The following is a 24,280-nucleotide window of genomic DNA, read 5'->3' on the forward strand; positions in this document are numbered from 1 at the left end:
TTCCGGATGTCCGGCCGTCGAACGGGCGGCGGCGTGGCACGTCGATTACAAAGCATGGCACCCGGGTAAGCGCTGAAGCGCTAACTTGAGTCGACCGCTATGCATGGGACCCGGGTAAGCGCTAAAGCGCAAACTTGGATCGACCGCTATGCATGGGACCCAAGTAAGCGCTAAAGCGCTAACTTGGGTCGACCGCTATGCATGGGACCCAAGTAAGCGCTAAAGCGCTAACTTGGGTCGACAGGAGGAGGCATGGAAGAGGCGAAGCACTTCATCGCGGGCGAATGGACGTTGCCCGTGCAACTGGAAACCATCGCGGTCGTCGATCCGTCCGACGGCCAGCCGTTCGCGACGATCGCACGCGGCACCGCGCCCGACATCGAGCGCGCGGTCGCCGCGGCCCGCGACGCGTTCGCGGGCCCGTGGGGCGCCGCGAGCGCCGCCGAACGCGGCCGCGTGCTGATGCGGCTGTCGGCGCGCGTGGCCGATTCGATCGAGGAACTCGCCGCGATCGAGGCGCGCGACACCGGCAAGCCGCTGAAACAGGCACGCGCCGATGCAGCCGCGCTCGTACGCTACTTCGAGTTCTACGCGGGCGCCGCCGACAAGCTGCACGGCGAAACCCTCCCCTATCAGGCCGGCTACACGGTGCTGACGGTGCGCGAGCCGCACGGCGTCACGGGCCATATCGTGCCGTGGAACTACCCGATGCAGATCTTCGGGCGCAGCGTCGGCGCGGCGCTCGCGGCCGGCAACGCATGCGTGGTCAAGCCGGCCGAGGACGCGTGCCTGTCCGTGCTGCGCGTCGCCGAGCTGGCCGTCGAGGCCGGGCTGCCGGCCGGCGCGCTCAACGTCGTCACCGGCTACGGCCATGAAGCGGGCGCCGCGCTCGCCCGCCATCCGGGCATCGATCACATCTCGTTTACGGGTTCGCCAGCCACCGGCAAGCTGGTCACGCAGATGGCGGCCGAGAACCACGTGCCGGTCACGCTCGAACTCGGCGGCAAGTCGCCGCAAATCGTGTTCGCCGACGCCGATCTCGACGCGGCGCTGCCCGTGCTCGTGTCCGCGATCGTGCAGAACGGCGGGCAAACGTGCTCGGCCGGCAGCCGCGTGCTGATCGAGCGCGCGGTGTACGAGCCGCTCGTCGAGCGCCTCGCCACCGCATTCAACGGGCTGCGCGTCGGCCCGAGCCGCGCCGATCTCGACTGCGGCCCGCTGATCAACGCGAAGCAGCAGCAGCGCGTGTGGGATTTCCTGTCCGACGCGCAGCACGACGGCATTCCGATGGCCGCGCACGGGCAGGTCGTCGCCGACGCGCCCGAAAGCGGCTTCTACCAGGCGCCCGCGCTGTTGCGCGACGTGCCGCCGTCGCACCGGCTCGCGCAGGAGGAAGTGTTCGGTCCCGTGCTCGCGGCGATGCGGTTCGTCGACGAGGACGAAGCCGTCGCGCTCGCGAACGGCACGCCGTACGGCCTCGTCGCAGGCATCTGGACACGCGACGGCGCCCGCCAGATGCGGCTTGCGCGGCGCCTGCGCGCGGGCCAGGTGTTCATCAACAACTATGGCGCGGGCGGCGGCGTCGAGCTGCCGTTCGGCGGCGTCGGCCATTCGGGCCATGGCCGCGAGAAAGGTTTCGAGGCGCTGTACGGCTTCACCGCGCTGAAGACGATCGCAATCCGGCACGGCTGAACGCGCGGCGCGAGACATGCGGCCGGCCGCGCCCGGCCGCATATCGACACACGACGACTCTCGTCACCGGCACAGGAGACACACCATGCGGTTGAGCGGCAAGACGGCCATCGTCACGGGCGGCGGCTCGGGATTCGGCGAAGGCATCGCGAAGACGTATGCGCGCGAAGGCGCGAACGTCGTCGTCAACGACCTGAACGGCGCGGCGGCCGAGCGCGTCGCGAGCGAGATCGCGCTGGCGGGCGGCAAGGCGATCGCGGTGGCCGGCGACGTGTCGAAGGAGGACGACTGGCGCGCGCTGCTGCAGGCCGCGCTCGACGATTTCCATTCGGTGCGGATCGTCGTGAACAACGCGGGCACCACGCACCGCAACAAGCCCGTGCTCGACGTGACGGAGGCCGAATTCGACCGCGTGTACGCGGTCAACATGAAAAGCCTGTTCTGGTGCGTGCAGACCTTCGTGCCGTACTTTCGCGCGCAGGGCGGCGGCGTGTTCGTGAACGTCGCGTCGACGGCCGGCGTGCGGCCGCGCCCGGGCCTCGTCTGGTACAACAGCACGAAGGGCGCAATGATCACCGCGAGCAAGTCGCTCGCGGCCGAGCTCGGCGCCGACCGCATCCGCGTGAACTGCATCAACCCGGTGCTCGGCGAAACCGCGCTGATGACCGAGTTCATGGGCTGCGAGGATACGCCGGAAAATCGCCGCCGCTTCCTCGCGACGATCCCGCTCGGCCGCTTCTCGACGCCGCAGGACATCGCGAACGCCGCGCTGTACCTTGCGTCCGACGAAGCCGAATTCATCACCGGCGTGTGCCTCGACGTCGACGGCGGACGCTGCATCTAGTCGTACCGGGCCGCACGATTGCCCGTCTTGCTTCACACGAAACCGGATCGGACGCGCCGCTGCGTCTGCGCCGGCCAACTACAACGACAGCGGTACACGGGATCCAGGTAACCGCTACGCGCTAACTTAGACAGGAGACAACATGGCAACATCGACGCAATCGCTGCCGGGCTCGTCCGGCGCATTCGAAGAAGCAACCTATCGCAAGGTGTCGTGGCGGCTCCTGCCGCTCCTGCTGCTGTGCTACGTGGTCGCGTATCTCGACCGCGTGAACGTCGGGTTCGCGAAGCTGCAGATGGCGAGCGACCTGAACCTGAGCGATACCGTGTACGGGCTCGGCGCGGGGATCTTCTTCTTCGGCTATTTCCTGTTCGAGGTGCCGAGCAACATCATCCTGCACAAGGTCGGCGCCCGCGTGTGGATCGCCCGCATCATGGCGACGTGGGGCGTGATCTCGATCCTGACGATGTTCGTCACGACGCCCGCGATGTTCTACGTGATGCGCTTCCTGCTCGGCGTCGCCGAAGCGGGCTTCTTCCCCGGCGTGATCCTCTACCTCACCTACTGGTATCCCGCGCACCGGCGCGGCCGGATGACGACATTCTTCATGACGGCCGTCGCGCTGTCCGGCGTGATCGGCGGACCGATCTCCGGCTTCATACTGAAGGCGTTCGACGGCGTGAGCGGCTGGCACGGCTGGCAATGGCTGTTCCTGCTCGAAGGCATTCCGTCGGTGCTCGCCGGCGTGCTCGTGTTCTTCGCGCTCGACGAGCGGATCGTGAAGGCGACGTGGCTGACCGACGAAGAAAAGGCGCTGCTCGCCCGCAACGTCGACGCGGAGGAAGCCGCCAAGGAAGACCCGCCGCTCGGCGCCGTGATGTCGAGCCCGCGCGTCTGGCTGATGGCGCTGATCTATTTCTCGTTCGTGATGGGGCTCTACGGCGTCGGCTTCTGGCTGCCGACGATCATCAAGGCGACGGGCGTGACCGACACGCTCATGATCGGCCTGCTGTCGGCGATTCCCTATGCGGCCGCGGTGGTCGCGATGATCCTGATCGCGCGCAGCGCGGACAAGCGCCGCGAACGCCGCTGGCACCTCGCGATTCCGGCCGCGATCGGCGCGCTCGGCCTCGTGCTGTCGGTGATCTGGGCGCACCAGACTGCGCTCGCGATGCTCGGTCTCACGCTCGCGACGATCGGCATCCTGACGACGCTGCCGCTGTTCTGGAGCCTGCCGACCGCCTTCCTCGGCGGCACGGCCGCCGCGGCCGGCATCGCGATGATCAACTCGATCGGCAACCTCGCGGGCTTCCTGAGCCCGTACCTGATGGGCTGGCTCAAGCAGGCGACGAGCACCAACGATGCGGGCATGTACATGCTGGCCGGCTTCCTCGTGCTCGGCGGGCTGCTGGCGCTGTCGGTGCCGAAGCGGCTCGTCGACAAGTGACGACGCGCGGCGCGTAACGATCATGTCGACGGAGTCAACCCGCATGCCCCACCGAATCGTTCAGGTAGCCGGCAGCCGTATGCTGGTCCGCGATCCTTCCGCCGGCCTCGTGCAGCGGGAAAGCGACGCGCTCGATCTCGTCGCGCTCGCACACGAGCATGAAGCCGACTGGATCGCCGTTCCCGCCGACACGCTGCACGACGACTTCTTCCGGCTCGACAGCAGGCTGGCCGGCACCGTGCTGCAAAAGCTGGCCAACTACGGCGTCCGGCTCGGCATCGTCGGCGACATCGACCGTTGGCTCGCACACAGCGAAGCGCTGCGCGCGCTCGTTCGCGAGTGCAATCGCGGGCAATCGGTCTGGTTCGCCGCAAGCGAGGACGACCTGCTGCGCAGGCTCGGCGCGTAACGCGCCGCGCGCCCCGCTGCCTCGCGACGGACGAAAAAAAGCCCCGAAGGCCGATCGGCGTTCGGGGCTTTTTGCGCGGCGCGGCGCGGCGCAGCGTCACACCACGGTGATCGCCAGCGCGCTTTCGCGGTAGTGCTTCGCGGCCTTGTCGGTTTCGCCGAGCTGCTCGAACAGGCGGGCGAGCGCGCGATGCGCGCGCACCTTCAGCGCCTCGTTGTCGGCCAGCTTCAGCGCCGACTCGAGGAACGACTGCGCCTTGCCCCACAGCTGCTGCTGCTGGCAGAGACGGCCGAGCGCGAACAGCAGGTCGGCATCCTCCGGATGATCCTTCTTCCAGCCTTCGGCCCTCTGGATCAGCGGCAGCGCATCGGCGCCGGCCGTGTCCGGGTAACGGCGCAGCAGGCGCGCATCCCAGTTGTGCGCGAGCGCGTCCTCGACGATGCGGCGCGCTTCGTTGCGGCGCTCGAGCGGCACGAGCAGTTCGGCCGCGAGATCGGCCAAGCGCGGCGACTGGCGCTCAACCGGCGACAGCGACTGCCACACTTCGAGCAGCGCATCCGGGTCGTGCCGGCGCTCGCGCAGCAGATTTTCCGCCGCCTGCTGGCGCAGCCGCACGGCCGCGGCCGGATGCAGCGCCTCGCGCTTCTCGAGCGCCTTCGCGAGCTTCAGCACCTCGGCCCAGTTCTTCAGTTGCTGCTGCGCCCGCAGCGCGACCTGCTGCGCATGAATGCGCTTGCCGCCGGCCTGCATGTCGGCCAGCGCGGCGAGCGCGCCGTCGGCGTCGCGCGCATCCGCGCGCATGTCGGCCGCGGCAAGCAGCCGCGCATCCTGCCATTCGGGCGCGTCGACCTTCGACAGCCAGTCGTCGCGGCGCGTGTACTCGTGCATCCGGTGCGCGGCCGTGGCGCCGACGAGACTCGCGGCGCCCAGGTTCGCATCGACGGCCAGCGCTTCACGCGCGGCCTTCTCCGCACGCGAGAAGCGGCCCGCGTACAGGTTCGCGATCGCATCGCGCAGCGACGCCTGCGCCTTCTCGTTGCGCGAACGCGCCCGATACGCGGCGACCCGCTGCGGCATGCGCCAGATGTTGCGCACGATGCGCAGCAGCGCGTACACGACGATGAACAGCACGACGATGGCGATCACGAACAGGTTCAGCGACACGTCGATCCGGTACGGCGGATAGACGAGCAGCACCTGCCCCGCGTCGAAACGGCCGACGGTGGCGAGCGCCGCGGCGATCGCGAACAGGACCGCGAGCCAGACGATTCCTCGAAGCGTCATCGTTACCCCCGGCTCTTGAACTGCTGAACGGCGTTCAGGCTCGTGTTCAGGTTCGGCACCGCGACCGTCAGCGATGCGCCGTCGACCTGCCTGAGCAGATCCTCGACGATCTGCGTGTCCTTCGACGCCTGATCGAAATACTTGCCCAGCGACGCCTGGGCGGCGTGCAGGTCGGCCTTCATCGCGCTGTCGTTGCGCGCCAGCAGCGACAACCGCGCGGTGAGCAGGCGCAGCTTCACATTCTCGCGCACGAAGTAGCCCTGGTCGGGCGACGCGAGCATCGCGTCCGCGTTGTCGATCCGGCGCACCTGCACGAGGCCCTTCAATTGCTGGCCGAGGCCGGCCGAGAAGTCGTGCCACCACACCTTCCAGCGCGGCTCGCCGGCCGCGACCGACGACGCGGTGTCGTCCGGCGCGGCCTTCGGCGCCGCGTGCGGCACGATCGCCTCGCCGGACAGCGGCAGCGCGTCGATTTTGGCGATCGCGTCGTCGAGCTTGATCGCGAGGCCGGTGAGATCGGCCGCGGGCGCGGCCTTCAGCTTCTCGATGTCCTGCGCGAGCGCCTTGCGCACCGTGACGGCCTGCGCGCTCTGCGACGTCGCGAGACGCGCGTCGGCGTTCTGCAGCGCGATCAGCGCGAGCTGCGTGTTGCCGGTCAGTTGAAGCTGCTGGCTCGCGCTCGACAGCATCTGGTCGACTTCCTCGAGCATCCACGCATCGCGGTTGCGCGACAGGTCCTGGTATTGCTGCTGCAGCGCCTGCTGCGCGCTCTGCGCATCGGCGAGCTTGCCGTCGAGTTGCGCGAGTTGCGTGTCGACCTGGTGCGTGCTGGCAAGCGCCTGCTCGGTCTTCGTCCGCGTTTCGGCCACTTGCGCGTCGAGCGCCTTCTGGCGCACGACGAACGTGCCGTCGAGCCGGTCGATCTTGCGGTTCAGCGCGTAGCCGCCGACACCCGCCGCGCAGCCGAGCACGACGACGACGAACCACAGCACCGCGCTGCCGCCGCGGCGCGCACGCGGTTCGGGCGCGAGATAAGGAGGGCTGGACGGCGGCGCGGATGCAGCGGCCGGCTGGGAAGCGACGCTTTTGGAATCGTTGGTATCTGTCATGCGTTTAGTCACCGGTGCGGCTGTCGCCGGTTGGACGGCCTCGTCGGCCATCGTTCGAAACGCGCGGACGATGCGCTCATCGCCCGCGCCGGTCAGCGTAATCCTATCAAAACCCAATGCACGCGCGGTCTGCTCGATCCGCGGGTGCGGCGTGACGAGCGGCGCATGCTTCAGCGCGTCGATCTCGGCATCGTTCAGGTGGGCCCGCGCGAGCTCGTGCAGGTTGCGCACGCCTTCCGAGCTCGTGACGAGCCACGCGTGCGGCTGGCCGTCGAGCAGCGCGTGCACGCGCTCCCACGCGCCGACGCGCGGCTCCGGCACGACGCGCCGGTACGCGGCGACGAGCGTGACGTCCGCCCCGGCCTCGCGCAGGCGCTCGGCGAGCCATTCGCGCCCGCCGTCGCCGCGCACGATCAGTACGCGCTTGCCCGCCAGCGCCTGCGCGCCGCCGAACGCGGCCTCGATGCTCGCGAACAGGCTTTCCGAATCGTAATGGGGCACGCCGCCGTCGGCCGGCGCCTGCGGCGCGATCACGCGATGCGCGGGCGCCGCGATGCCGCGGCGCTCGAGCGCCGCGACACTGCCGGGCCCGACCACGCCGACCGGCAGCGCGTTCGGCCAGATCGCGTCGTACCGTGCGAGCGCGCGGTCGATCGCGTTCGGCGACACGAAAATCACCAGCGCATAGTCGGCCAGCGCCGCGAACGCGGCGTCGAGCGGCGCCGGATCGTCGACCGGCGCGATATCGATCAGCGGGAATTCGAGCACGTCGCAACCGGCGTCGGCCAATTGCGACGCGAGCGCGTCGGACTGCCCGTCCGGACGCGTCAGGACAGCGGTGAACGCGCGCGCGCCGCCCGCCATCAGGCGTCGCCCTTGCCCGCGGCCTGCGAACTCGCGAGCAGCGCCTGGACGATGTCGAGCGCGCCTTGCGCCTCGAGTTCGTCGGACACCGCGCGGCCGAGCGCGAGCGCATCGGCGACGGTCATGACCGCGCCGCACGCGTCGGCCGTCAGCACGCGCTTGCCGTCGGTGGTCGACACGCGGCCCGTCAGGTACAGCTCGCCCGCGCGCCACACCGCGTGCGCGGCGAGCGGCACCTCGCAACTGCCGCCGAGCGCGCGCGACACCATCCGCTCGGCCTCGACCGCAAGCGCGGTCCGCGGGTCGTGCAGCGGCGCGAGCCACGCGGCGACGTCGCCGCGGTGCGCGGCGATCTCGATGCCGAGCGCGCCCTGGCCGGCTGCGGGCGGGCTGGCTTCGACGTCGAGCAGCGCACGGATCCGCGTTTCGAGGCCGAGGCGTTTCAGGCCGGCGGCCGCGAGGATGATCGCCGCGTAGTCGCCGCGGTCGAGCTTCGCGAGGCGCGTGTCGAGGTTGCCGCGCAGCGGCAGGACATCGAGATGCGGGTAGCGCGAACGCAGCATCGCCTCGCGGCGCAGGCTCGACGTGCCGACGACCGCGCCGGCCGGCAGCGCGTCGAGCGACGCGTAGTCGTTCGACACGAACGCGTCGCGCGGATCTTCGCGTTCCATGATCGCGGCAAGCGAGAAGCCGTCGGGCAGCGCCATCGGCACGTCCTTCAGCGAATGCACGGCGAGATCGGCGCGGCCGTCGGCCAGCGCGGCCTCCAGTTCCTTCACGAACAGGCCCTTGCCGCCGACCTTCGACAGCGTGCGATCGAGAATCTGATCGCCGCGCGTCGTCATCCCGAGGATTTTCACGTCACAAGCTGGATATAATTTGCGCAGCGCATCACGCACATGTTCGGCTTGCCACATCGCCAGGCGGCTCTCGCGCGAGGCAATCGTCAACGTCGCGGGCGGCTGTGCCTGCTGCGGCCCGGCCGCGGGGGTCTCGGAATTCATTGCTGGAACATCGAAGGACGGGATTGAAGATCGAACAATGGTAGCACGCACGCCCCGGCCCGCCCGGGCCCGGAGCCTGCGCCCGGCCTGCTTCCGCGCGGGTCGCGGCGCCGTTGTGCGGATGTGCCGCACGTAGCTGGTTGCTTGACCGCAGTTCCCGCAGTTTCCGCAGTTCCTTTTGACTCGAGCTTTCCCAAGGAAACCCATCGTGAAGTCTTCCGGATCGGCGCGTACGGCGCGCCGCAATGCTGCCTTGCCCTCCCCCGATGCCTCGACGGGCACGCTCGCCACCGCCGCGAACGGCCGTGCGAAAACGGCAACGAAACCCACGGCAACGAAACCGAAAGACCCGATACGTCAGACAAAACGCGCGACGAAAGCCCCCGGCCCCGCCGCCCGCAATGCCGTCGCGCCGAAGGCCGGCACCCGCACGCGCGACGACAAGGATCGCCCGCTGTTCGAGGACATCCGCTTCCTCGGCCGCCTGCTCGGCGACGTCGTGCGCGAACAGGAAGGCGATACGGTGTTCGACGTCGTCGAGACGATCCGCCAGACCGCGGTCAAGTTCCGCCGCGAGGACGACAGCGAAGCCGCGCAGACCCTCGAGAAGAAGCTGCGCAAGCTGACGCCCGAGCAGACGGTGAGCGTCGTGCGCGCGTTCAGCTATTTCTCGCACCTGGCGAACATCGCGGAAGACCGTCACCACAACCGCCGCCGCCGCATCCACGCGCTGGCCGGCTCCGCGCCGCAACCCGGCACGGTCGCATATGCGCTCGACCAGCTGAAAACCACCGGCAACGCGTCGAAGCGCCTGCTGCAGCGCTTCTTCGACGATGCGCTGATCGTGCCGGTGCTGACCGCGCACCCGACGGAAGTGCAGCGCAAGAGCATCCTCGACGCGCAGCACGACATCGCGCGCCTGCTCGCCGAACGCGACCAGGAGCTGACCGCGCGCGAGCGCCAGTACAACGAAGCGATGCTGCGCGCACGCGTGACCGCGCTGTGGCAGACGCGCATGCTGCGCGACTCGCGCCTGACGGTCGGCGACGAGATCGAGAACGCGCTGTCGTACTACCGCGCGACGTTCCTCGACGAGCTGCCCGCGCTGTACGGCGATATCGAGGCCGCGCTCGCCGAGCACGGCCTGTCGGCCCGCGTGCCCGCGTTCTTCCAGATGGGCAGCTGGATCGGCGGCGATCGCGACGGCAACCCGAACGTGACGGCCGCGACGCTCGACGAGGCGATCAACCGCCAGGCCGCGGTGATCCTCGAGCATTACCTGGAACAGGTGCACAAGCTCGGCGCCGAGCTGTCGGTATCGAACCTGCTGGTCGGCGCGAACGACGCGGTGAAGGCGCTCGCGGCCGCATCGCCCGACCAGTCGCCGCATCGCGTCGACGAACCGTATCGCCGCGCGCTGATCGGTATCTACACGCGGCTCGCCGCGAGCGCGCGCGTGCGTCTCGGCGAAGGCACGGTGCCCGTGCGCAGCGCGGGCCGCGGCGCGCCGCCGGTGCGCGCGATCCCGTATGAGGATTCCGAAGCGTTCGTCGCCGATTTGAAAGTGCTGACCGCGTCGCTCGACGAACACCACGGCGCGTCGCTCGCCGCGCCGCGCCTCGCGCCGCTCGTGCGCGCGGCCGAAGTGTTCGGCTTCCATCTCGCGAGCATCGACCTGCGCCAGAGTTCCGACATCCACGAGGCGGTGGTCGCCGAGCTGTTCGCGCGCGCGGGCGTCGAGGCCGACTATGCGGCGCTCGCCGAGGAAGACAAGCTGCGCGTGCTGCTCGCCGCGCTCGCCGATCCGCGCCCGCTGCGTTCGCCGTACCTCGAATACTCGGCGCTCGCGCAGAGCGAGCTCGGCGTGTTCGAGAAGGCACGCGAGGTTCGCGCGCAATTCGGTGCGCGTGCGGTGCGCAACTACATCATTTCGCACACGGAAACCGTCAGCGACCTCGTCGAGGTACTGCTGCTGCAGAAGGAGACGGGCCTGCTCGAAGGCACGCTCGGCGCGCCGGGCAGCGACGCGCGCAACAGCCTGATGGTGATTCCGCTGTTCGAGACGATTCCCGACTTGCGCGACGCGTCGCGCATCATGCGCGACTACTTCGCGCTGCCGGGCATCGACGCGCTGATCGCGCACCAGGGCGCCGAGCAGGAAGTGATGCTCGGCTACTCGGACAGCAACAAGGACGGCGGCTTCCTCACGTCGAACTGGGAGCTGTATCGCGCGGAACTCGCGCTCGTCGACCTGTTCCGCGAGCGCAAGATCACGCTGCGGCTGTTCCATGGGCGAGGCGGCACGGTCGGCCGCGGAGGCGGCCCGACCTACCAGGCGATCCTGTCGCAGCCGCCGGGCACCGTGAACGGGCAGATCCGCCTGACCGAACAGGGCGAGGTGATCGCGAGCAAGTTCTCGAACCCGTCGATCGGCCGGCGCAACCTCGAGACGGTCGTCGCCGCGACGCTCGAGGCGTCGCTGCTGCCGCAATCGAACGCACCGGCACAGTTGCCCGCGTTCGAGGCTGCGATGCAGACGCTGTCCGATTCGGCGATGGCCGCGTACCGCGCGCTCGTCTACGAAACCCCGGGCTTCACCGACTACTTCTTCTCGTCGACGCCCATCACCGAGATCGCCGAGCTGAACATCGGCAGCCGCCCGGCGTCGCGCAAGCTGCAGGATCCGAAGCAGCGCAGGATCGAGGATCTGCGCGCGATTCCGTGGGGCTTCTCGTGGGGCCAGTGCCGGTTGCTGCTGACCGGCTGGTACGGCTTCGGCAGCGCGGTGAGCGCCTATCTCGACGGCGCGCAGGACGACGCCGAACGCGCGAAGCGCGTGACGCTGCTGAAGAAGATGAACAAGACCTGGCCGTTCTTCGCGAACCTGCTGTCGAACATGGACATGGTGCTCGCGAAGACCGATCTCGCGGTCGCGTCGCGCTATGCGCAGCTCGTGTCCGACCGCAAGCTGCGCAAGCACGTGTTCGGGCGGATCGTCGCGGAATGGGAGCGCACGTCGCAGGCGCTCGCGGAAATCACCGGGCAGGAAGGCCGCCTCGCGAACAACCCGCTGCTCGCGCGCTCGATCAAGAACCGCTTCCCGTATCTCGATCCGCTGAACCACCTGCAGGTCGAGCTGATCAAGCGTCACCGCGCGGGTGACACCAACGCGCGGCTGCGCCGCGGGATTCACCTGACGATCAACGGGATCGCGGCCGGCCTGCGCAACACCGGCTGATCCGCAGGCCGCGCGGGCGCCGGGCGTGTTCGGCGCCGGCCGGAATAGCGAAAGCCGCGATACGCGTTCCTGCGTATCGCGGCTTTTTTCATGCGCCGGCGCAACGCTGCAGCGCGCGCCGCATGCTCAGTGCGCGTCGATCAGCAACGCATCGTGCTCGAACGACCCGTCGGCCCGCACCGCGTAATAGCCGCGCACCTCGTCCGGCGCATGCGCCCACAGCGCGCGAATCCCGGCGACGCTGTCGGCCGGCGTGCGGATGCGCGCGACCCACGTGTCGAAATCGATCGGCAGCCGCCAGCGGCTGTGCACCTGCGCGTCGAAACCCGCTGCGCGGAACATCGCGAGCCATTCGTCCGCGCGGTAGTCGCGCACGTGCGACGCGTCGCGCAGCACTTCCGCGGCCTGCAGGTACGTATCGAGCAGCGGATGGTCGTTGCCGGCGATGTCGATCATCAGCACCCGGCCGCCCGGCTTCAGCACGCGGCGCACCTCGGCGAGCGCCGCGCGCATGTCGTGCCAGTGATGCGCGCTCATCCGGCTCACGACCCAGTCGAACGTCGCGGTGTCGAACGGCAGCCGCTCGGCCGGACCCTGCTGCGTGCGGATGTTCGCGAGCCCGCGTTCGCGCGCGGCCGCGTCGACGGTCGCGAGCATCGGCGCGGCGAGATCGTACGCGACCACGGCGCGCACGTGCGGCGCGACCGCGAAGCTCGCGTGGCCGGCGCCGCAACCGAGGTCGAGCACCACCGCATCGGGCGTCGCACGCACCGCGTCGGCGAGCGTCTGCAGGTCGGCGCCCGTCGCATGAACCGTGCTCGTCAGATAGGCGGCGGCCGTCGTGCCGAATGCGTCGGCGACCTGGTCGTGGTGTTTCATCGTTCGCTCCTTTCCGGGATGCAGTCGGCCGAACCCGGCGCATCAGCGCGCGATCCGGCCCCGTGCAACGTATTGTGGGGGACGCCCGCTGCCCTGCCAGCGCGCGAGCCGCTACAATAGGCCTGCGTTTGTACCAGTACAAGTTAAGCAGTTATTCTGGTATTCGATCCACCTGTCTGATCGTTTGATCGTTGCCGCGTTTTCGCTTCCACTTCGCCGTTTCCGCATGAGCCAACCCTCCTCCGCCCCCGTCCCGCCGCTCGACGCCACGCCCGCCCGCGCGCTCGGCGAATTCATCCGTGCCCATCGCGAGCGGCTGTCGCCGCAGGCCGTCGGCCTGCCGCCCGGCCCGCGGCGCCGCACGCCGGGGCTGCGGCGCGAGGAAGTCGCGCAACTGTGCGGCGTCAGCCCGACCTGGTACACGTGGATCGAACAGGGCCGGCCCGTGTCGGCCTCGGCCGACGCGCTCGCCCGGATCGCCGTCGCCTTGCAGCTGTCGAAGGCCGAGCGCGCATATCTGTTCGAGCTGGCCGCGCAGCGCGACCCGGCCGAGCCCGACGTCGCGGGCGGCGACCTGCCGCCGACGCTCGCCGCGACCGTCGCGGCGATCGCGACGCCCGCCTACGTGCTCGACCGCCAGTGGAACGCGCTCGCGTGGAATGCGCCCGCCGCCGCGCTCTTTTCCGGCTGGCTCGACGGCGAGCACGACCGCAACCTGCTGCGCTTCACGTTCATGTCGCCGGCCGCACGCACGTTGATCGTCGACTGGGAAACCCGCGCCCGGCGGCTCGCCGCCGAATTCCGCGCCGATGCGATCCGCCACCTGACCGATGCGCCGACGCGCGCGCTGATCGACGCGCTGACGGCCGGCAGCGACGCGTTCGCGCAGTACTGGGCGTCGCAGGACGTGTTCGAGCGCGAAGGCGGGCGGCGCGAATTCGACCATCCGGCCGACGGCCGCCTCGTGTACCAGCAGATCACGCTGAAGCCCGCGCACCGCGAGGACTTGAAGCTGGTCGTACTGGTGCGCGACTGAGCGCGGCTCAGAAGCTGATCGTCGCGGTAATCGTGTCGCTGTAGTTGCCGGGCGCCGGCGTCGCTTGCGCGGGCACGCGGCCGTACACGGTGATCGCCTGCGCGAACCCGCTGCCGGTGCCGGTCGCCATCGACGTGCCGGCGGTGCCGTCGCCCCATGGCTGCGTGAAGCCGCTGTCCTGATAGAGCTGGTAGCTGACCGACCCGCCGCCCGCGCGCTGCATCGTACGTGCGGCGACGTTGCCGCTGCCGCCGCCGTTCAACGCGATCCGGAATGCGTCGCCGTTCGTGCAGCGCGCGCTGATCGAGCCGCTCGCGGTCAGCGCGGACGCCAGCACGCCTGCGGGCGGAAACGCGACGCCGGTCGCGCTGATGATGCAGTTATTGACGACGGTGGCGGTCGTGGTAACCGTCATCGTGCCGGCCGTCGACTGCGACACACACGGTGTCGGCAGCACGCCAAGCAGCGAAAAACTGTAGCTGTATGCGGCCTGGTTGCCGCTGAAACTCTGCGTATAGACGGTGCTGTCGTTGTTCACGGTCGGCACGGTCGGCTGGTTGGGCGCGATGCGGCCATAGATGGTCACGTTCGCACTCGCCGACGTGCCGAGCGCCGGTTTCGTCAACGTCAGCGATATCGGCGTCGTGCCGCTGCTCACGGCGCCCCAGGCCTGCGAATAGCCCGCGTCCTGATACAGGTCGTACTGCATCTGGTTCGTCCCGTTGCTCAGGTAGCGCGGACTGGTGCCGCCGAGGTTCACGCACACGAGCACGCCGGTGTTCAGGCTCAGCGTGTCCCACGTGCAGTTCACGGTCATCGTGGCGGTCGTCGTGTAGGCCTGTTGCGTGATCGGACTGACCGAGCCGAAGCTCGGCACCGGCGGCGTCACCGTGCACGTATCCGCACGCGCCGGCATCCACGGCATGCCGAGTACCGCTGCCAGCAGCAGGCACGATAGCGCGCGCATCCAGCGGCGCGCCAGGTCGAAGCCGTCATCCGCCATGCGTTTCCCCCGCAAAAAAACGTCCGCCCGACCGGGTTCGCGGATCGGGCCGCGCCGTCATCGTATCGGTCCGTGCATCGATCGTTCGCACTGTTACTTGATCCATGTCAAATAGGCCGATGGAATCCGTCCGCCCCTCCCGGACAACGCACGCCGGGTCGGCGTTTTCTCCATTGCGCGCGACCGAACCCGTGGAGTAGTCTTCCACCAACGACAGAGCGGTAACGGCGACCGGCGACAGACCACGCGGCAGGCACTCCGCGGCCGGGCGACCCCTTGAACGGCAGGAGACAATCATAATGATAGATTCCCGACGTCGTGTTTTTTCAGCCATGCTCGCAGCCACGTTCGCCTTCGCGCCGGTGCTGCAGCCCGTCACCGTTGCCGCAGTCTATTCGAACGGCACGGCCACCGCGCAATTCAACGTCACGCTCACGATCCAGGCGAACTGTACGATCGCCGCGAACCCGCTTGCATTCGGCACGACCGGCGTGCTCGCGTCGACGCTCAACCAGCAAACGACCCTCTCCGTCACCTGCACGAACTCGACACCCTACAACGTCGGGCTCGACGCCGGCGCGGTCACCGGCTCGACCGTCGCCAGCCGGCTGATGGGCGGTACCACCACCGGCAATACCGGCACGACGGTCGGCTACCAGCTCTACCAGGACTCGGGCCACTCGACGATCTGGGGCAACACGCAGGGCACCGACACGGTCGGCGGCACCGGCACCGGTTCCGCGCAGGTGTTGAACGTGTACGGCCAGGTGCCCGCTCAGGCGACGCCGAAGCCTGACACCTACCAGGCCTCGGTCACCGCCACCGTCTATTTCTGACGGGCCGTGCGATTGTTCCCGCGCGCCTTGGCCGCGCTGTGCGTCGGATGGGCGACGACGGTTTCGCATGCCGCCACGCTGCAGATCACGCCCGTGACGATCGAGCTGCCGCCGTCGGCGGCGGCCGCGAGCATGACGCTCAGCAACCCGGGCGGGCGGGCGATCTACGGCCAGGTCCGCACCTATCGCTGGACGCAGGAAAACGGCACCGACGTGATGACGCCGACCGACGCGCTCGCCGCGTCGCCGCCGCTGCTGCGGATCGACGCGAACGCCGAGCAGTTGATCCGGCTCGTGCGCACGAGCCGCGGCACGCCGGCCGCAGAGGAGAGCTATCGCGTGCTGATCGACGAACTGCCCGCGCCGGGCACGCCGGTCGACAACGGCGTGACGATCCGGCTGCGCTATTCCGTGCCCGTATTCGTCGAGCCCGATGCCGCGCCAGCGTCCCCGCGCCTCGACTGGCGCGTCGAACCCGACGGGGCCGGCATGCGGCTCGCGGTCGACAATCGCGGCGGACGGCGGGCGCAGATTTCCGCGGTCCGGCTGGTCGATGCGCGAGGCGGCGTCCACGAGGTCACGCGCGGGCTGCTCGGCTATGCGCTCGCGGGCAGTACGCGACGCTGGCCGCTCAAGCTCGACGCCGGCGCGCCGTTCGTCAAGATCCGGGCGACCGTCAACGCGCAGCCGGTCGAAGCCCGGCTGACGGCGCCCTGAGCCACCCGAGCAGGGTCGCACGACGTTGCCCGTGCCGATGCCGAGCAAGACCCTCCGGGCCGACCGCCCCATGCGACACGCCGGGCCGGGCCGGCCCACCGCCGCGCCGCTCGCGCTGGCGCTGATACTGGCGCTGCACGCGCTCGCCGTATGCGCGCAACCGGCGCCGGCGCCGATGCCACCCGCCGCCGTGTCCGAAGCCGCGGCGCAAGCCGACGGGCTGTATCTCGACGTGTCGGTCAACGGCGAACCGACGCATCGGATCGCCGGGTTCCGGCAGATCGACGGGCGGCTGTACGCGGCGTCCGCCGACCTGAACGACCTGGGCATCGCGACCGGCGGCCCCGCGAACGCGCCGTCGAACACGCTCGTCGCACTCGATACGCTCGCGGGGCTGCACTACGATTACGACGCCGGCCGGCAGACGCTCGACCTGCGCGTACCCGACGCACTGCGCATTCCGCACACGTTCGATACGCGCGCGCTCGCCGCCGCGCCGCCGGCCACGTCCGGCCGCGGCTTCGTGCTGAACTACGACGCCTACGCGCAAACCGTCGCGCGCGCACCGCTCGCGGTCTGGAGCGAGGCGCGCTATTTCGATCCGGCCGGCGTACTCAGCAGCACCGGCATCGCGTATCTGTACGACGACCGCCGGCGCTACGTGCGCTACGACACGTCCTGGACCCGCTCGAATCCCCGCACGCTCACGACGACCCAGGTCGGCGACACGATTTCGTCGTCGCTGTCCTGGACGCGCTCGCTGCGCCTGGGCGGCGTGCAGTGGCGCAGCAATTTCGGCCTGCGCCCCGACCTCGTCACGTTTCCGGTGCCCGCGCTGTCCGGCAGCGCGGTCGTGCCGACGTCGGTCGACCTGTACGTGAACAACGTGCGCCAGTTCAGCGGCGACGTGCCGAGCGGGCCGTTCGTGATCAACAGCGTGCCGGGCATCACCGGCGCGGGCAACGCGACGGTCGTCACGCGCGACGCGCTCGGCCGCTCGATCGCGACGTCGATTCCGCTGTACGTCGATACGCGCCTGCTCGCGCCCGGCCTCGCCAGCTATTCGGTCGAAGCCGGTTTCCTGCGCCGCGCGTACGGCACCGATTCGTTCGACTACGCGCGCACGCCGGCGGCGAGCGGCTCGCTGCGCTACGGGATCAGCGAGCGGCTGACCGTCGAAGCGCACGGGGAAGCGACGGCCGGCGTCTACAACGCCGGCGCCGGCGTGCTCGCGCGCCTCGGCGAGCGCGGCGTGGCGAACGCGTCGCTGGCGCTCAGCGCGCCGGGCAGCACCGGCGTGCAGGCGGGCGTCGGCTACCAGTACGTGACGCCGCGCTTCTCGATCGACGCACAGACGCTGCGCGCATTCGGCGACTACGTCGACCTGGGCAGCCGCGAAGGCGTGCCGGTCTCGCGCGCCACCGATCGCGTGACGGTGTCGTTCCCGTTCCTGCGCGCGCAAACGCTGTCGTTCAGCTATCTGGCCCTCAAGTATCCGGGCGTCGCCGCGTCGCGGATCGGCTCGATCGCTTACCTCGTCAATCTCGGCGGCTTGACCTCGATCACGTTCAGCGGCTTCCAGGACTTCCGGCAACGCGATGCGCGCGGCTTCTTCGTGAGCCTGAGCATCGGGCTCGGCGGCAACACGTCCGTCTCCGCGAACGCCGGACGGCAGAACGGCGAATCGACCTACACGCTCAATGCATCGCGGCCGCCCGACTACGGCGGCGGCTTCGGCTGGAACGTGCAGGCCGGCGCCAACGCGGGCACCCGCTACGGGCAGGGCCAGCTGCAGTATCTCGGCCGCGCCGGTCAGCTCACGCTGCTCGCGCAATCGTTCGACGGGCGCGGCAACGCGGCGGTCGACGTCACGGGCGCGTTCGTGCTGATGGACGGCCGCGTGATGACGGCACGCCGCGTCGACGACGGCTTCGCGCTCGTCTCGACCGACACGGGGCGCGTGCCCGTGCTGCACCAGAACCGGCTGATCGGCGCAACGGACCGGGCCGGCTACCTGCTGGTGCCCGACCTGAATGCGTACCAGAGCAATCGCGTCGCGATCGACGGCAGCGCGCTGCCGGCCGACGCGCGGATCGCCGACACGACGCTCGACGTCGTGCCGCAGGCCCGCTCCGGCGTGCTCGCGCACTTCGCCATCACGCGCTACAGCGCCGCGTCGATCGCACTGCACGCGTCCGACGGCACGCCGCTTCCGCCGGGGCTCGAGGTCCGCCACGTCGAAAGCGGTCAGCGCACGATCGTCGGCTACGACGGCCTGACCTTCGTCGACGGCCTCGTCGAGAACAACCACCTGGAGATCTCCGGCGGCGGCCGCGACTGCACCGTCGAATTCGCGTACCGGCGGCCGGACGACGGCACGCTGCCGCGCATCGGCCCGCTGGCCTGCGGCCCGCGGTAGCGCGCGCCGGCCGTCCGCTGCGCGAATGTTAGAATCGCGGGATTCCCTCGGCGGCGCACGGCCGCCCAACTCCCCTTCGAAGAATCGCCATGACGTCCCAACTGCACAAAAAGGGCGAGGCCTGGTCGGCCCGCTTCTCGGAACCGATGTCGGAGCTGGTCAAGCGCTACACGTCGTCGGTGTTTTTCGACAAGCGCCTCGCGCTCGTCGACATCGCCGGCTCGCTCGCGCACGCGAACATGCTCGCCGCGCAGAAGATCATCAGCGCCGACGACCTGGCCGCGATCGAACGCGGGATGGCGCAGATCAAGGGCGAGATCGAGCGTGGCGAATTCGAATGGCAGCTCGACCTGGAAGACGTCCACCTGAACATCGAGGCGCGCCTGACCGCGCTGATCGGCGATGCCGGCAAGCGCCTGCATACGGGCCGCTCGCGCAACGACCAGGTCGCGACCGACATCCGCCTGTGGCTGCGCGGCGAGATCGACCGCATCGGCGGCCTGCTGAACGACCTGCGCGGCGCGCTGATCGACCTCGCGGAACAGAACGCCGACACGATCATGCCGGGCTTCACGCACCTGCAGGTCGCGCAGCCGGTCACGTTCGGCCACCACCTGCTCGCGTACGTCGAGATGTTCACGCGCGACGCCGAGCGCATGCGCGACTGCCGCACCCGCGTGAACCGCCTGCCGCTCGGCGCGGCCGCGCTCGCGGGCACCAGCTACCCGATCGACCGTCACGCGGTCGCGAAGACGCTCGGCTTCGACGGCATCTGCGCGAACTCGCTCGACGCGGTGTCGGATCGCGACTTCGCGATCGAATTCACCGCGGCGTCGGCGCTCGTGATGACGCACGTGTCGCGCTTCTCCGAAGAACTCGTGCTGTGGATGAGCCCGCGCGTCGGCTTCATCGACATCGCCGACCGCTTCTGCACCGGCAGCTCGATCATGCCGCAGAAGAAAAACCCGGACGTGCCCGAGCTCGCGCGCGGCAAGACCGGCCGCGTGAACGGCCACCTGATGGCGCTGCTCACGCTGATGAAGGGCCAGCCGCTCGCGTACAACAAGGACAACCAGGAAGACAAGGAACCGCTGTTCGACACGGTCGACACCGTTGCCGACACGCTGCGGATCTTCGCGGAAATGGTCGCCGGCATCACCGTGAAGCCGGACGCGATGCGCGCGGCCGCGCTGCAGGGCTTCTCGACGGCCACCGACCTTGCCGACTACCTCGTGAAGCGCGGCCTGCCGTTCCGCGACGCGCACGAAGCCGTCGCGCACGCGGTGAAGATCTGCGACGACCGCGGGATCGACCTCGCCGACCTGACGCTCGACGAAATGAAGCAGGAGCTGCCGAACGTCGCGCACCTGATCGGCGACGACGTGTTCGGCTACCTGACGCTCGAAGGGTCGGTCGCGAGCCGCAACCATCCGGGCGGCACCGCGCCCGACCAGGTGCGCGCGGCCGTCAAGGCCGCCCGCGCCGCGATCGGCAAGTAACGGCCCGCCGTCCCGGACGGACGCCTTCGGCGTCCGTTTTTCATTCGGGCGGCCGTCGCGCCGCCCGTCGCCTTCCCCGCTTCACGGATGCCCCGATGACCTTTTCCGCCGCGCTCTTCGACATGGACGGCCTGCTCGTCGATTCCGAGCGGACCATCATGAACACGTGGATCGACGTGTCGAACGCGCACGGCGTCGTGCTGACCGAGATCGATTACCTGCAGATCGTCGGCCGCTCGTTCGCAGAAGGCCAGGTGATCCTGGCGCGGCTGATCGGCGACGCCGATACGTTCGACGCGGTGCGCATCCGCGTGCGCGAGCAACTCGCCGCCCCCGAACCTCATCCGAAGTTTCCGCTGAAGTCGGGCGCGCTCGCGCTGCTCGAAACGCTGGCGCAGGCCGGCATTCCGTGCGCGGTCGCGTCGTCGTCCGCGCGCGACGTGATCCGTGCGCGGCTCGACGCGGTCGGCGTGCTCCCGTTCTTCCGCGCGATCGCGGGCGGCGACGAAGTCGCGCGCGGCAAGCCCGATCCGGCCGTCTACCGGCTCGCGGCCGAGCGTCTCGGCGTGCCGGCGCACGCGTGCGTCGCGTTCGAGGACAGCGACTTCGGCGCGCAGTCGGCGGCCGGCGCCGGCGCCGCGGTCGTCACCGTGCCCGACCTGAAGGCGCCGACGCCCGACATCGTCGCACTGAGCCTGCACGTGCTCGCGTCGCTCGACGACGCGGTCGCGCTGGTGCCGTCGTGGTTCGGGCGTCTCGACACGCAGCAGCCCGCGTAAGCGGCGCACGCGCCGCCCCAATGCAAACGGGCACCCGAGGGTGCCCGTTTTGCGTTGCCGTGCCGGATCACCGGCATCGCGGCGATGCCTACCGATTGCCGGCCGTCTCCGACAGCCGCTTCATCGTCGCGATGCGCGCGCCGATCAGGTCGACGCGTCCGTCCTCGCCGACGAGCGGCGCCGTCGCATCGCGGAACGCCACCCAGGCGCGCTGCGCGCGCACGAGCGTCGCGGCCGAATGCGCGGGCATCTTGCGGTGCAGCTTCTGGTAATAGCGGTTCAGGTCGAACAATGCGTGTTCGCACGCGGCGTCCTGCACGCACGGCCGCACGCGACGGATCGCCGGATCGCGCGGCGCATTCGCCGGCTTGGCGCCGGCCGGCGCGACCACGCCGGCACCGCCCTGCGCACCGCTCGTCGCCGCGACCGGCACGGCGGCAGGCGGCGGCGCATAGCGATCGGCCGCCCCACGCAGCGCCAGCGCGCGGTCGCGCACCGGCTGCAGCTGCAGGTCGGCGCTCGACATCGCATACGCGGTGCCGCGCGTCGTGTCGTACACGGCCTTCAGCAGCAGCACTTCGTCCTTGCGCCACGTGAGCCAGCGGCGCTGGCTGTCCTGCCAGCCGCGCTTCGCGTCGGCCGGCGCATCCTTCAACAGGCGCTGGTACGCGCCGTCCATCACGGCCTGCCACTGCTGCTGCGCTTCGCCCATGCACTGGATCTGCCCGGCCGGCGACGACCGGTCGCGCCGCGCGAGGCATTGCCGCATCGCGACGTCGATCGGGTCGGCCGCCGCGACTTCCGCATGGGCGACACTCGCGCCCCCGAGCGCCGCCCATCCTGCCGCCCCGACGACGAGCGCGGCCAGCGCCGCGCGCATCGTCCGGAATCGTCCGTGCGCCGCCATCAGTCGCGCACGCAGTCGACGAAGTACTCGACGCGGCCGTTCACCTCTTCCGCGACGAGGCCGTGGATGTCGGTGTGGAAGCCCGGGAAGCGCTCGTTGAAGTCGCGCGCGAACCGCAGGTAGTTCACGATCGTCTTGTTGAAGCGCTCGCCCGGGATCAGCAGCGGAATGCCCGGCGGGTACGGCGTCAGCAGGATGCTCGTCACGCGGCCTTCGAGCTCGTCGAGCGGCACGCGGTCGATCTTGCGGTGCGCGAGCTTCGCGAACGCGTCCGACGGCTTCATCGCCGGCTCCATGTCCGACAGGTACATCTCGGTCGTCAGGCGGGCGATGTCGTTCGCGCGGTACACGTCGTGGATCTGCGTGCACAGGTCGCGCAGGCCGACGCGCTCGTAGCGCGGATGCTGCGCGACGAATTCCGGCAGCACGCGCCACAGCGGCTGGTTGTTGTCGTAGTCGTCCTTGAACTGCTGCAGCTCGGTCACCATCGAGTTCCAGCGGCCCTTCGTGATGCCGATCGTGAACATGATGAAGAACGAGTACAGGCCGGTCTTCTCGACGATGATCCCGTGCTCGGCCAGGTACTTCGTCACGATCGCGGCCGGAATGCCGGTCTCGCCGAACTCGCCGTCGACGTCGAGCCCCGGCGTGATGATCGTCGCCTTGATCGGGTCGAGCATGTTGAAGCCTTCCGCGAGCGGGCCGAAGCCGTGCCAGTGGTCGTTCGGCTTCAGCATCCAGTCTTCGCGCGAACCGATGCCTTCCTCGGACAGGTTGTCCGGGCCCCAGACGCTGAAGAACCAGTCGTCGCCGTATTCGGCGTCGACCTTGCGCATCGCGCGGCGGAAGTCGATCGCCTCGGCGATCGATTCCTCGACGAGCGCGGTGCCGCCCGGCGGCTCCATCATCGCGGCCGCGACGTCGCACGACGCGATGATCGCGTACTGCGGGCTCGTCGACGTGTGCATCAGGTACGCCTCGTTGAAGCGGTGCTTGTCGAACGTGCGGTTCTCCGAATCCTGCACGACGATCTGCGAGGCCTGCGAGATGCCCGCGAGCAGCTTGTGCGTCGAGTGCGTCGCGAACACGAGCGCGCCCGTGCGCGGACGGCCGTCGCCGATCGCGTGCATGTCGCGGTAGAAATCGTGGAACGTCGCGTGCGGCAGCCACGCTTCGTCGAAGTGCAGCGTGTCGAGCAGGTCGCCGAGCAGATCCTTGATCATCTCGACGTTGTAGACGACGCCGTCGTACGTGCTCTGCGTGATCGTCAGGATCCGCGGCTTCATGTCCGGGTTTTCGCGCAGCGCCTCGCGCGCGAACGGGTTCGCCTCGATCTTCTTGCGGATGTTCTCCGGCTTGAATTCGTCGCGCGGGATCGGCCCGATGATGCCGAAATGGTTGCGCGTCGGCGTGAGGAACACGGGGATCGCGCCCGTCATCGTGATCGCGTGCAGGATCGACTTGTGGCAGTTGCGGTCAACCAGCACGATGTCGCCCGGTGCGACCGTCGCGTGCCAGACGATCTTGTTCGACGTCGACGTGCCGTTGGTCACGAAGAACAGATGGTCCGCGCTGAAGATGCGCGCCGCGTTGCGCTCGGACGCCGCGACTGGGCCCGTGTGGTCGAGCAGCTGGCCGAGTTCGTCCACCGCGTTGCAGACGTCCGCGCGCAGCATGTTCTCGCCGAAGAACTGGTGGAACATCTGGCCGAGCGGGTTCTTCAGGAACGCGACGCCGCCCGAGTGACCCGGGCAGTGCCACGAGTACGAGCCTTCGTCCGCGTACTTGACGAGCTCCTTGAAGAACGGCGGCGCGAGCGAATCGAGATAGACCTTCGCCTCGCGGATGATGTGGCGCGCGACGAACTCCGGCGTGTCCTCGAACATGTGGATGAAGCCGTGCAGCTCGCGCAGGATGTCGTTCGGCAGATGCCGCGACGTGCGCGTCTCGCCGTACAGGAAGATCGGGATGTCCGCGTTGCGGCGGCGCACTTCGGTGACGAACGCGCGCAGCTCGATGATCGCGGTCGCGAGCTCCGGCAGCTCGCCGTCCGGGCCGGTTTCGCCGAGCATGAGTTCGTCGTCGTCGATCGACAGGATGAAGCACGACGCGCGGCTCGATTGCTGCGCGAACGACGTCAGATCGCCGTAGCTCGTGAGGCCGAGGACTTCGACGCCCTCCTTCTCGATCGCTTCGGCCAACGCCCGGATGCCGGAGCCCGAGATGTTCTCGGAGCGGAAATCTTCGTCGATGATGACGACGGGGAAACGAAACTTCATGGGCGATTCTCCAAAAAGAACGACCGCGGCGCGTC

18 protein-coding genes are annotated in these 24,280 nt (G+C 69.4%); 11 read left to right on the forward strand and 7 right to left on the reverse strand.

All coding sequences use genetic code 11. From position 1 onward, the window contains the following. Positions 1–252 precede the first annotated feature (252 nt). The 4 genes from CFB49_RS13190 to CFB49_RS13205 all read left to right on the forward strand — a co-directional run bounded on the left by CFB49_RS13190 (position 253) and on the right by CFB49_RS13205 (position 4,392). Positions 253–1,692 carry an aldehyde dehydrogenase family protein gene (locus CFB49_RS13190; RefSeq protein WP_089491538.1) on the forward strand — a complete coding sequence of 480 codons (1,440 nt, stop codon included), beginning with the start codon at positions 253–255 and terminating at the stop codon, positions 1,690–1,692. An 85-nt stretch (positions 1,693–1,777) separates the two neighbouring features. Then, positions 1,778–2,536 carry an SDR family oxidoreductase gene (locus CFB49_RS13195; RefSeq protein ID WP_069619267.1) on the forward strand — a complete coding sequence of 253 codons (759 nt, stop codon included), beginning with the start codon at positions 1,778–1,780 and terminating at the stop codon, positions 2,534–2,536. 142 nt (positions 2,537–2,678) lie between these two features. After that, positions 2,679–3,983, forward strand: coding sequence for an MFS transporter (locus CFB49_RS13200; protein ID WP_069619268.1), 1,305 nt, complete (start codon positions 2,679–2,681; stop codon positions 3,981–3,983). A 43-nt stretch (positions 3,984–4,026) separates the two neighbouring features. Then, a complete protein-coding gene (locus CFB49_RS13205; protein WP_089491539.1) occupies positions 4,027–4,392 on the forward strand; it encodes a DUF4180 domain-containing protein in 366 nt (121 codons plus the stop codon). A gap of 96 nt (positions 4,393–4,488) precedes the next feature. Here the strand turns inward: CFB49_RS13205 and CFB49_RS13210 are convergent, their stop codons facing one another. Genes CFB49_RS13210 through hemC form a run of 3 tightly spaced genes read right to left on the reverse strand, consistent with a single transcriptional unit; the run spans position 4,489 to position 8,653 of the window. Then, positions 4,489–5,676, reverse strand: coding sequence for a heme biosynthesis protein HemY (locus CFB49_RS13210; RefSeq protein ID WP_069619270.1), 1,188 nt, complete (start codon positions 5,674–5,676; stop codon positions 4,489–4,491). A 2-nt stretch (positions 5,677–5,678) separates the two neighbouring features. Continuing rightward, the gene (hemDX, locus tag CFB49_RS13215; protein ID WP_089435457.1) at positions 5,679–7,649 is read right to left on the reverse strand and encodes a fused uroporphyrinogen-III synthase HemD/membrane protein HemX; all 1,971 of its coding nucleotides are present in this window, start codon (positions 7,647–7,649) and stop codon (positions 5,679–5,681) included. Then, positions 7,649–8,653 carry a hydroxymethylbilane synthase gene (gene hemC, locus CFB49_RS13220; protein WP_089491540.1) on the reverse strand — a complete coding sequence of 335 codons (1,005 nt, stop codon included), beginning with the start codon at positions 8,651–8,653 and terminating at the stop codon, positions 7,649–7,651. The genes hemDX and hemC overlap by 1 nt, the downstream gene beginning before the upstream one ends. Before the next feature lie 208 nt (positions 8,654–8,861). Between hemC and ppc the strand changes: the two genes are divergently transcribed. Continuing rightward, entirely contained in the window at positions 8,862–11,891 is a 3,030-nt protein-coding gene (gene ppc, locus CFB49_RS13225) for a phosphoenolpyruvate carboxylase (protein ID WP_069619273.1), read from the forward strand. Positions 11,892–12,017: 126 nt separating this feature from the next. Here ppc and CFB49_RS13230 read toward each other — a convergent pair whose 3' ends face one another. Next, a complete protein-coding gene (locus CFB49_RS13230; RefSeq protein ID WP_089435459.1) occupies positions 12,018–12,770 on the reverse strand; it encodes a class I SAM-dependent methyltransferase in 753 nt (250 codons plus the stop codon). Positions 12,771–12,996: 226 nt separating this feature from the next. Between CFB49_RS13230 and CFB49_RS13235 the strand changes: the two genes are divergently transcribed. After that, positions 12,997–13,806, forward strand: coding sequence for a helix-turn-helix transcriptional regulator (locus CFB49_RS13235; protein WP_069620444.1), 810 nt, complete (start codon positions 12,997–12,999; stop codon positions 13,804–13,806). Between the two features lie 7 nt (positions 13,807–13,813). On the opposite strand, the gene CFB49_RS13240 is transcribed toward CFB49_RS13235, so the two are convergent. Next, a complete protein-coding gene (locus CFB49_RS13240) occupies positions 13,814–14,809 on the reverse strand; it encodes a Csu type fimbrial protein (RefSeq protein WP_089491541.1) in 996 nt (331 codons plus the stop codon). A gap of 299 nt (positions 14,810–15,108) precedes the next feature. Here CFB49_RS13240 and CFB49_RS13245 point away from each other — a divergent pair, with 299 nt between their 5' ends. From CFB49_RS13245 to CFB49_RS13265, 5 genes are all read left to right on the forward strand, one after another. Next, positions 15,109–15,645, forward strand: coding sequence for a Csu type fimbrial protein (locus tag CFB49_RS13245; protein WP_069620359.1), 537 nt, complete (start codon positions 15,109–15,111; stop codon positions 15,643–15,645). A gap of 6 nt (positions 15,646–15,651) precedes the next feature. Further along, a complete protein-coding gene (locus tag CFB49_RS13250; protein WP_089491542.1) occupies positions 15,652–16,362 on the forward strand; it encodes a fimbrial biogenesis chaperone in 711 nt (236 codons plus the stop codon). 70 nt (positions 16,363–16,432) lie between these two features. Further along, positions 16,433–18,781, forward strand: coding sequence for a fimbria/pilus outer membrane usher protein (locus CFB49_RS13255; protein WP_089491543.1), 2,349 nt, complete (start codon positions 16,433–16,435; stop codon positions 18,779–18,781). 89 nt (positions 18,782–18,870) lie between these two features. Beyond that, positions 18,871–20,280 (forward strand): argininosuccinate lyase, encoded by a 1,410-nt coding sequence (argH, locus tag CFB49_RS13260; protein WP_069620362.1) that lies wholly within the window; start codon positions 18,871–18,873, stop codon positions 20,278–20,280. Between the two features lie 95 nt (positions 20,281–20,375). Continuing rightward, positions 20,376–21,059: an HAD family hydrolase gene (locus tag CFB49_RS13265; RefSeq protein WP_069620363.1), complete on the forward strand. Its 684-nt coding sequence runs from the start codon at positions 20,376–20,378 to the stop codon at positions 21,057–21,059. A gap of 88 nt (positions 21,060–21,147) precedes the next feature. On the opposite strand, the gene CFB49_RS13270 is transcribed toward CFB49_RS13265, so the two are convergent. After that, positions 21,148–21,966 (reverse strand): lysozyme inhibitor LprI family protein, encoded by an 819-nt coding sequence (locus CFB49_RS13270; RefSeq protein WP_089435464.1) that lies wholly within the window; start codon positions 21,964–21,966, stop codon positions 21,148–21,150. Beyond that, positions 21,966–24,245 (reverse strand): arginine/lysine/ornithine decarboxylase, encoded by a 2,280-nt coding sequence (locus CFB49_RS13275; protein ID WP_006497175.1) that lies wholly within the window; start codon positions 24,243–24,245, stop codon positions 21,966–21,968. Before CFB49_RS13275 ends, CFB49_RS13270 begins: the two co-directional genes overlap by 1 nt. Positions 24,246–24,280: the final 35 nt, after the last annotated feature.

The sequence above is a fragment of the Burkholderia sp. AU17457 genome (assembly GCF_002223255.1).
GTDB lineage: Bacteria > Pseudomonadota > Gammaproteobacteria > Burkholderiales > Burkholderiaceae > Burkholderia > Burkholderia sola.

Coding starts and splice junctions, on each gene's coding strand:
- CFB49_RS13190 (WP_089491538.1), top strand. CDS start 253: ATGGAAGAGGCGAAGCACTTCATCGCGGGCGAATGGACGTTGCCCGTG.
- CFB49_RS13195 (WP_069619267.1), top strand. CDS start 1,778: ATGCGGTTGAGCGGCAAGACGGCCATCGTCACGGGCGGCGGCTCGGGA.
- CFB49_RS13200 (WP_069619268.1), top strand. CDS start 2,679: ATGGCAACATCGACGCAATCGCTGCCGGGCTCGTCCGGCGCATTCGAA.
- CFB49_RS13205 (WP_089491539.1), top strand. CDS start 4,027: ATGCCCCACCGAATCGTTCAGGTAGCCGGCAGCCGTATGCTGGTCCGC.
- CFB49_RS13210 (WP_069619270.1), bottom strand. CDS start 5,676: ATGACGCTTCGAGGAATCGTCTGGCTCGCGGTCCTGTTCGCGATCGCC.
- hemDX (WP_089435457.1), bottom strand. CDS start 7,649: ATGGCGGGCGGCGCGCGCGCGTTCACCGCTGTCCTGACGCGTCCGGAC.
- hemC (WP_089491540.1), bottom strand. CDS start 8,653: ATGAATTCCGAGACCCCCGCGGCCGGGCCGCAGCAGGCACAGCCGCCC.
- CFB49_RS13230 (WP_089435459.1), bottom strand. CDS start 12,770: ATGAAACACCACGACCAGGTCGCCGACGCATTCGGCACGACGGCCGCC.
- CFB49_RS13235 (WP_069620444.1), top strand. CDS start 12,997: ATGAGCCAACCCTCCTCCGCCCCCGTCCCGCCGCTCGACGCCACGCCC.
- CFB49_RS13240 (WP_089491541.1), bottom strand. CDS start 14,809: ATGGCGGATGACGGCTTCGACCTGGCGCGCCGCTGGATGCGCGCGCTA.
- CFB49_RS13245 (WP_069620359.1), top strand. CDS start 15,109: ATGATAGATTCCCGACGTCGTGTTTTTTCAGCCATGCTCGCAGCCACG.
- CFB49_RS13255 (WP_089491543.1), top strand. CDS start 16,433: ATGCGACACGCCGGGCCGGGCCGGCCCACCGCCGCGCCGCTCGCGCTG.
- argH (WP_069620362.1), top strand. CDS start 18,871: ATGACGTCCCAACTGCACAAAAAGGGCGAGGCCTGGTCGGCCCGCTTC.
- CFB49_RS13265 (WP_069620363.1), top strand. CDS start 20,376: ATGACCTTTTCCGCCGCGCTCTTCGACATGGACGGCCTGCTCGTCGAT.
- CFB49_RS13270 (WP_089435464.1), bottom strand. CDS start 21,966: ATGGCGGCGCACGGACGATTCCGGACGATGCGCGCGGCGCTGGCCGCG.
- CFB49_RS13275 (WP_006497175.1), bottom strand. CDS start 24,245: ATGAAGTTTCGTTTCCCCGTCGTCATCATCGACGAAGATTTCCGCTCC.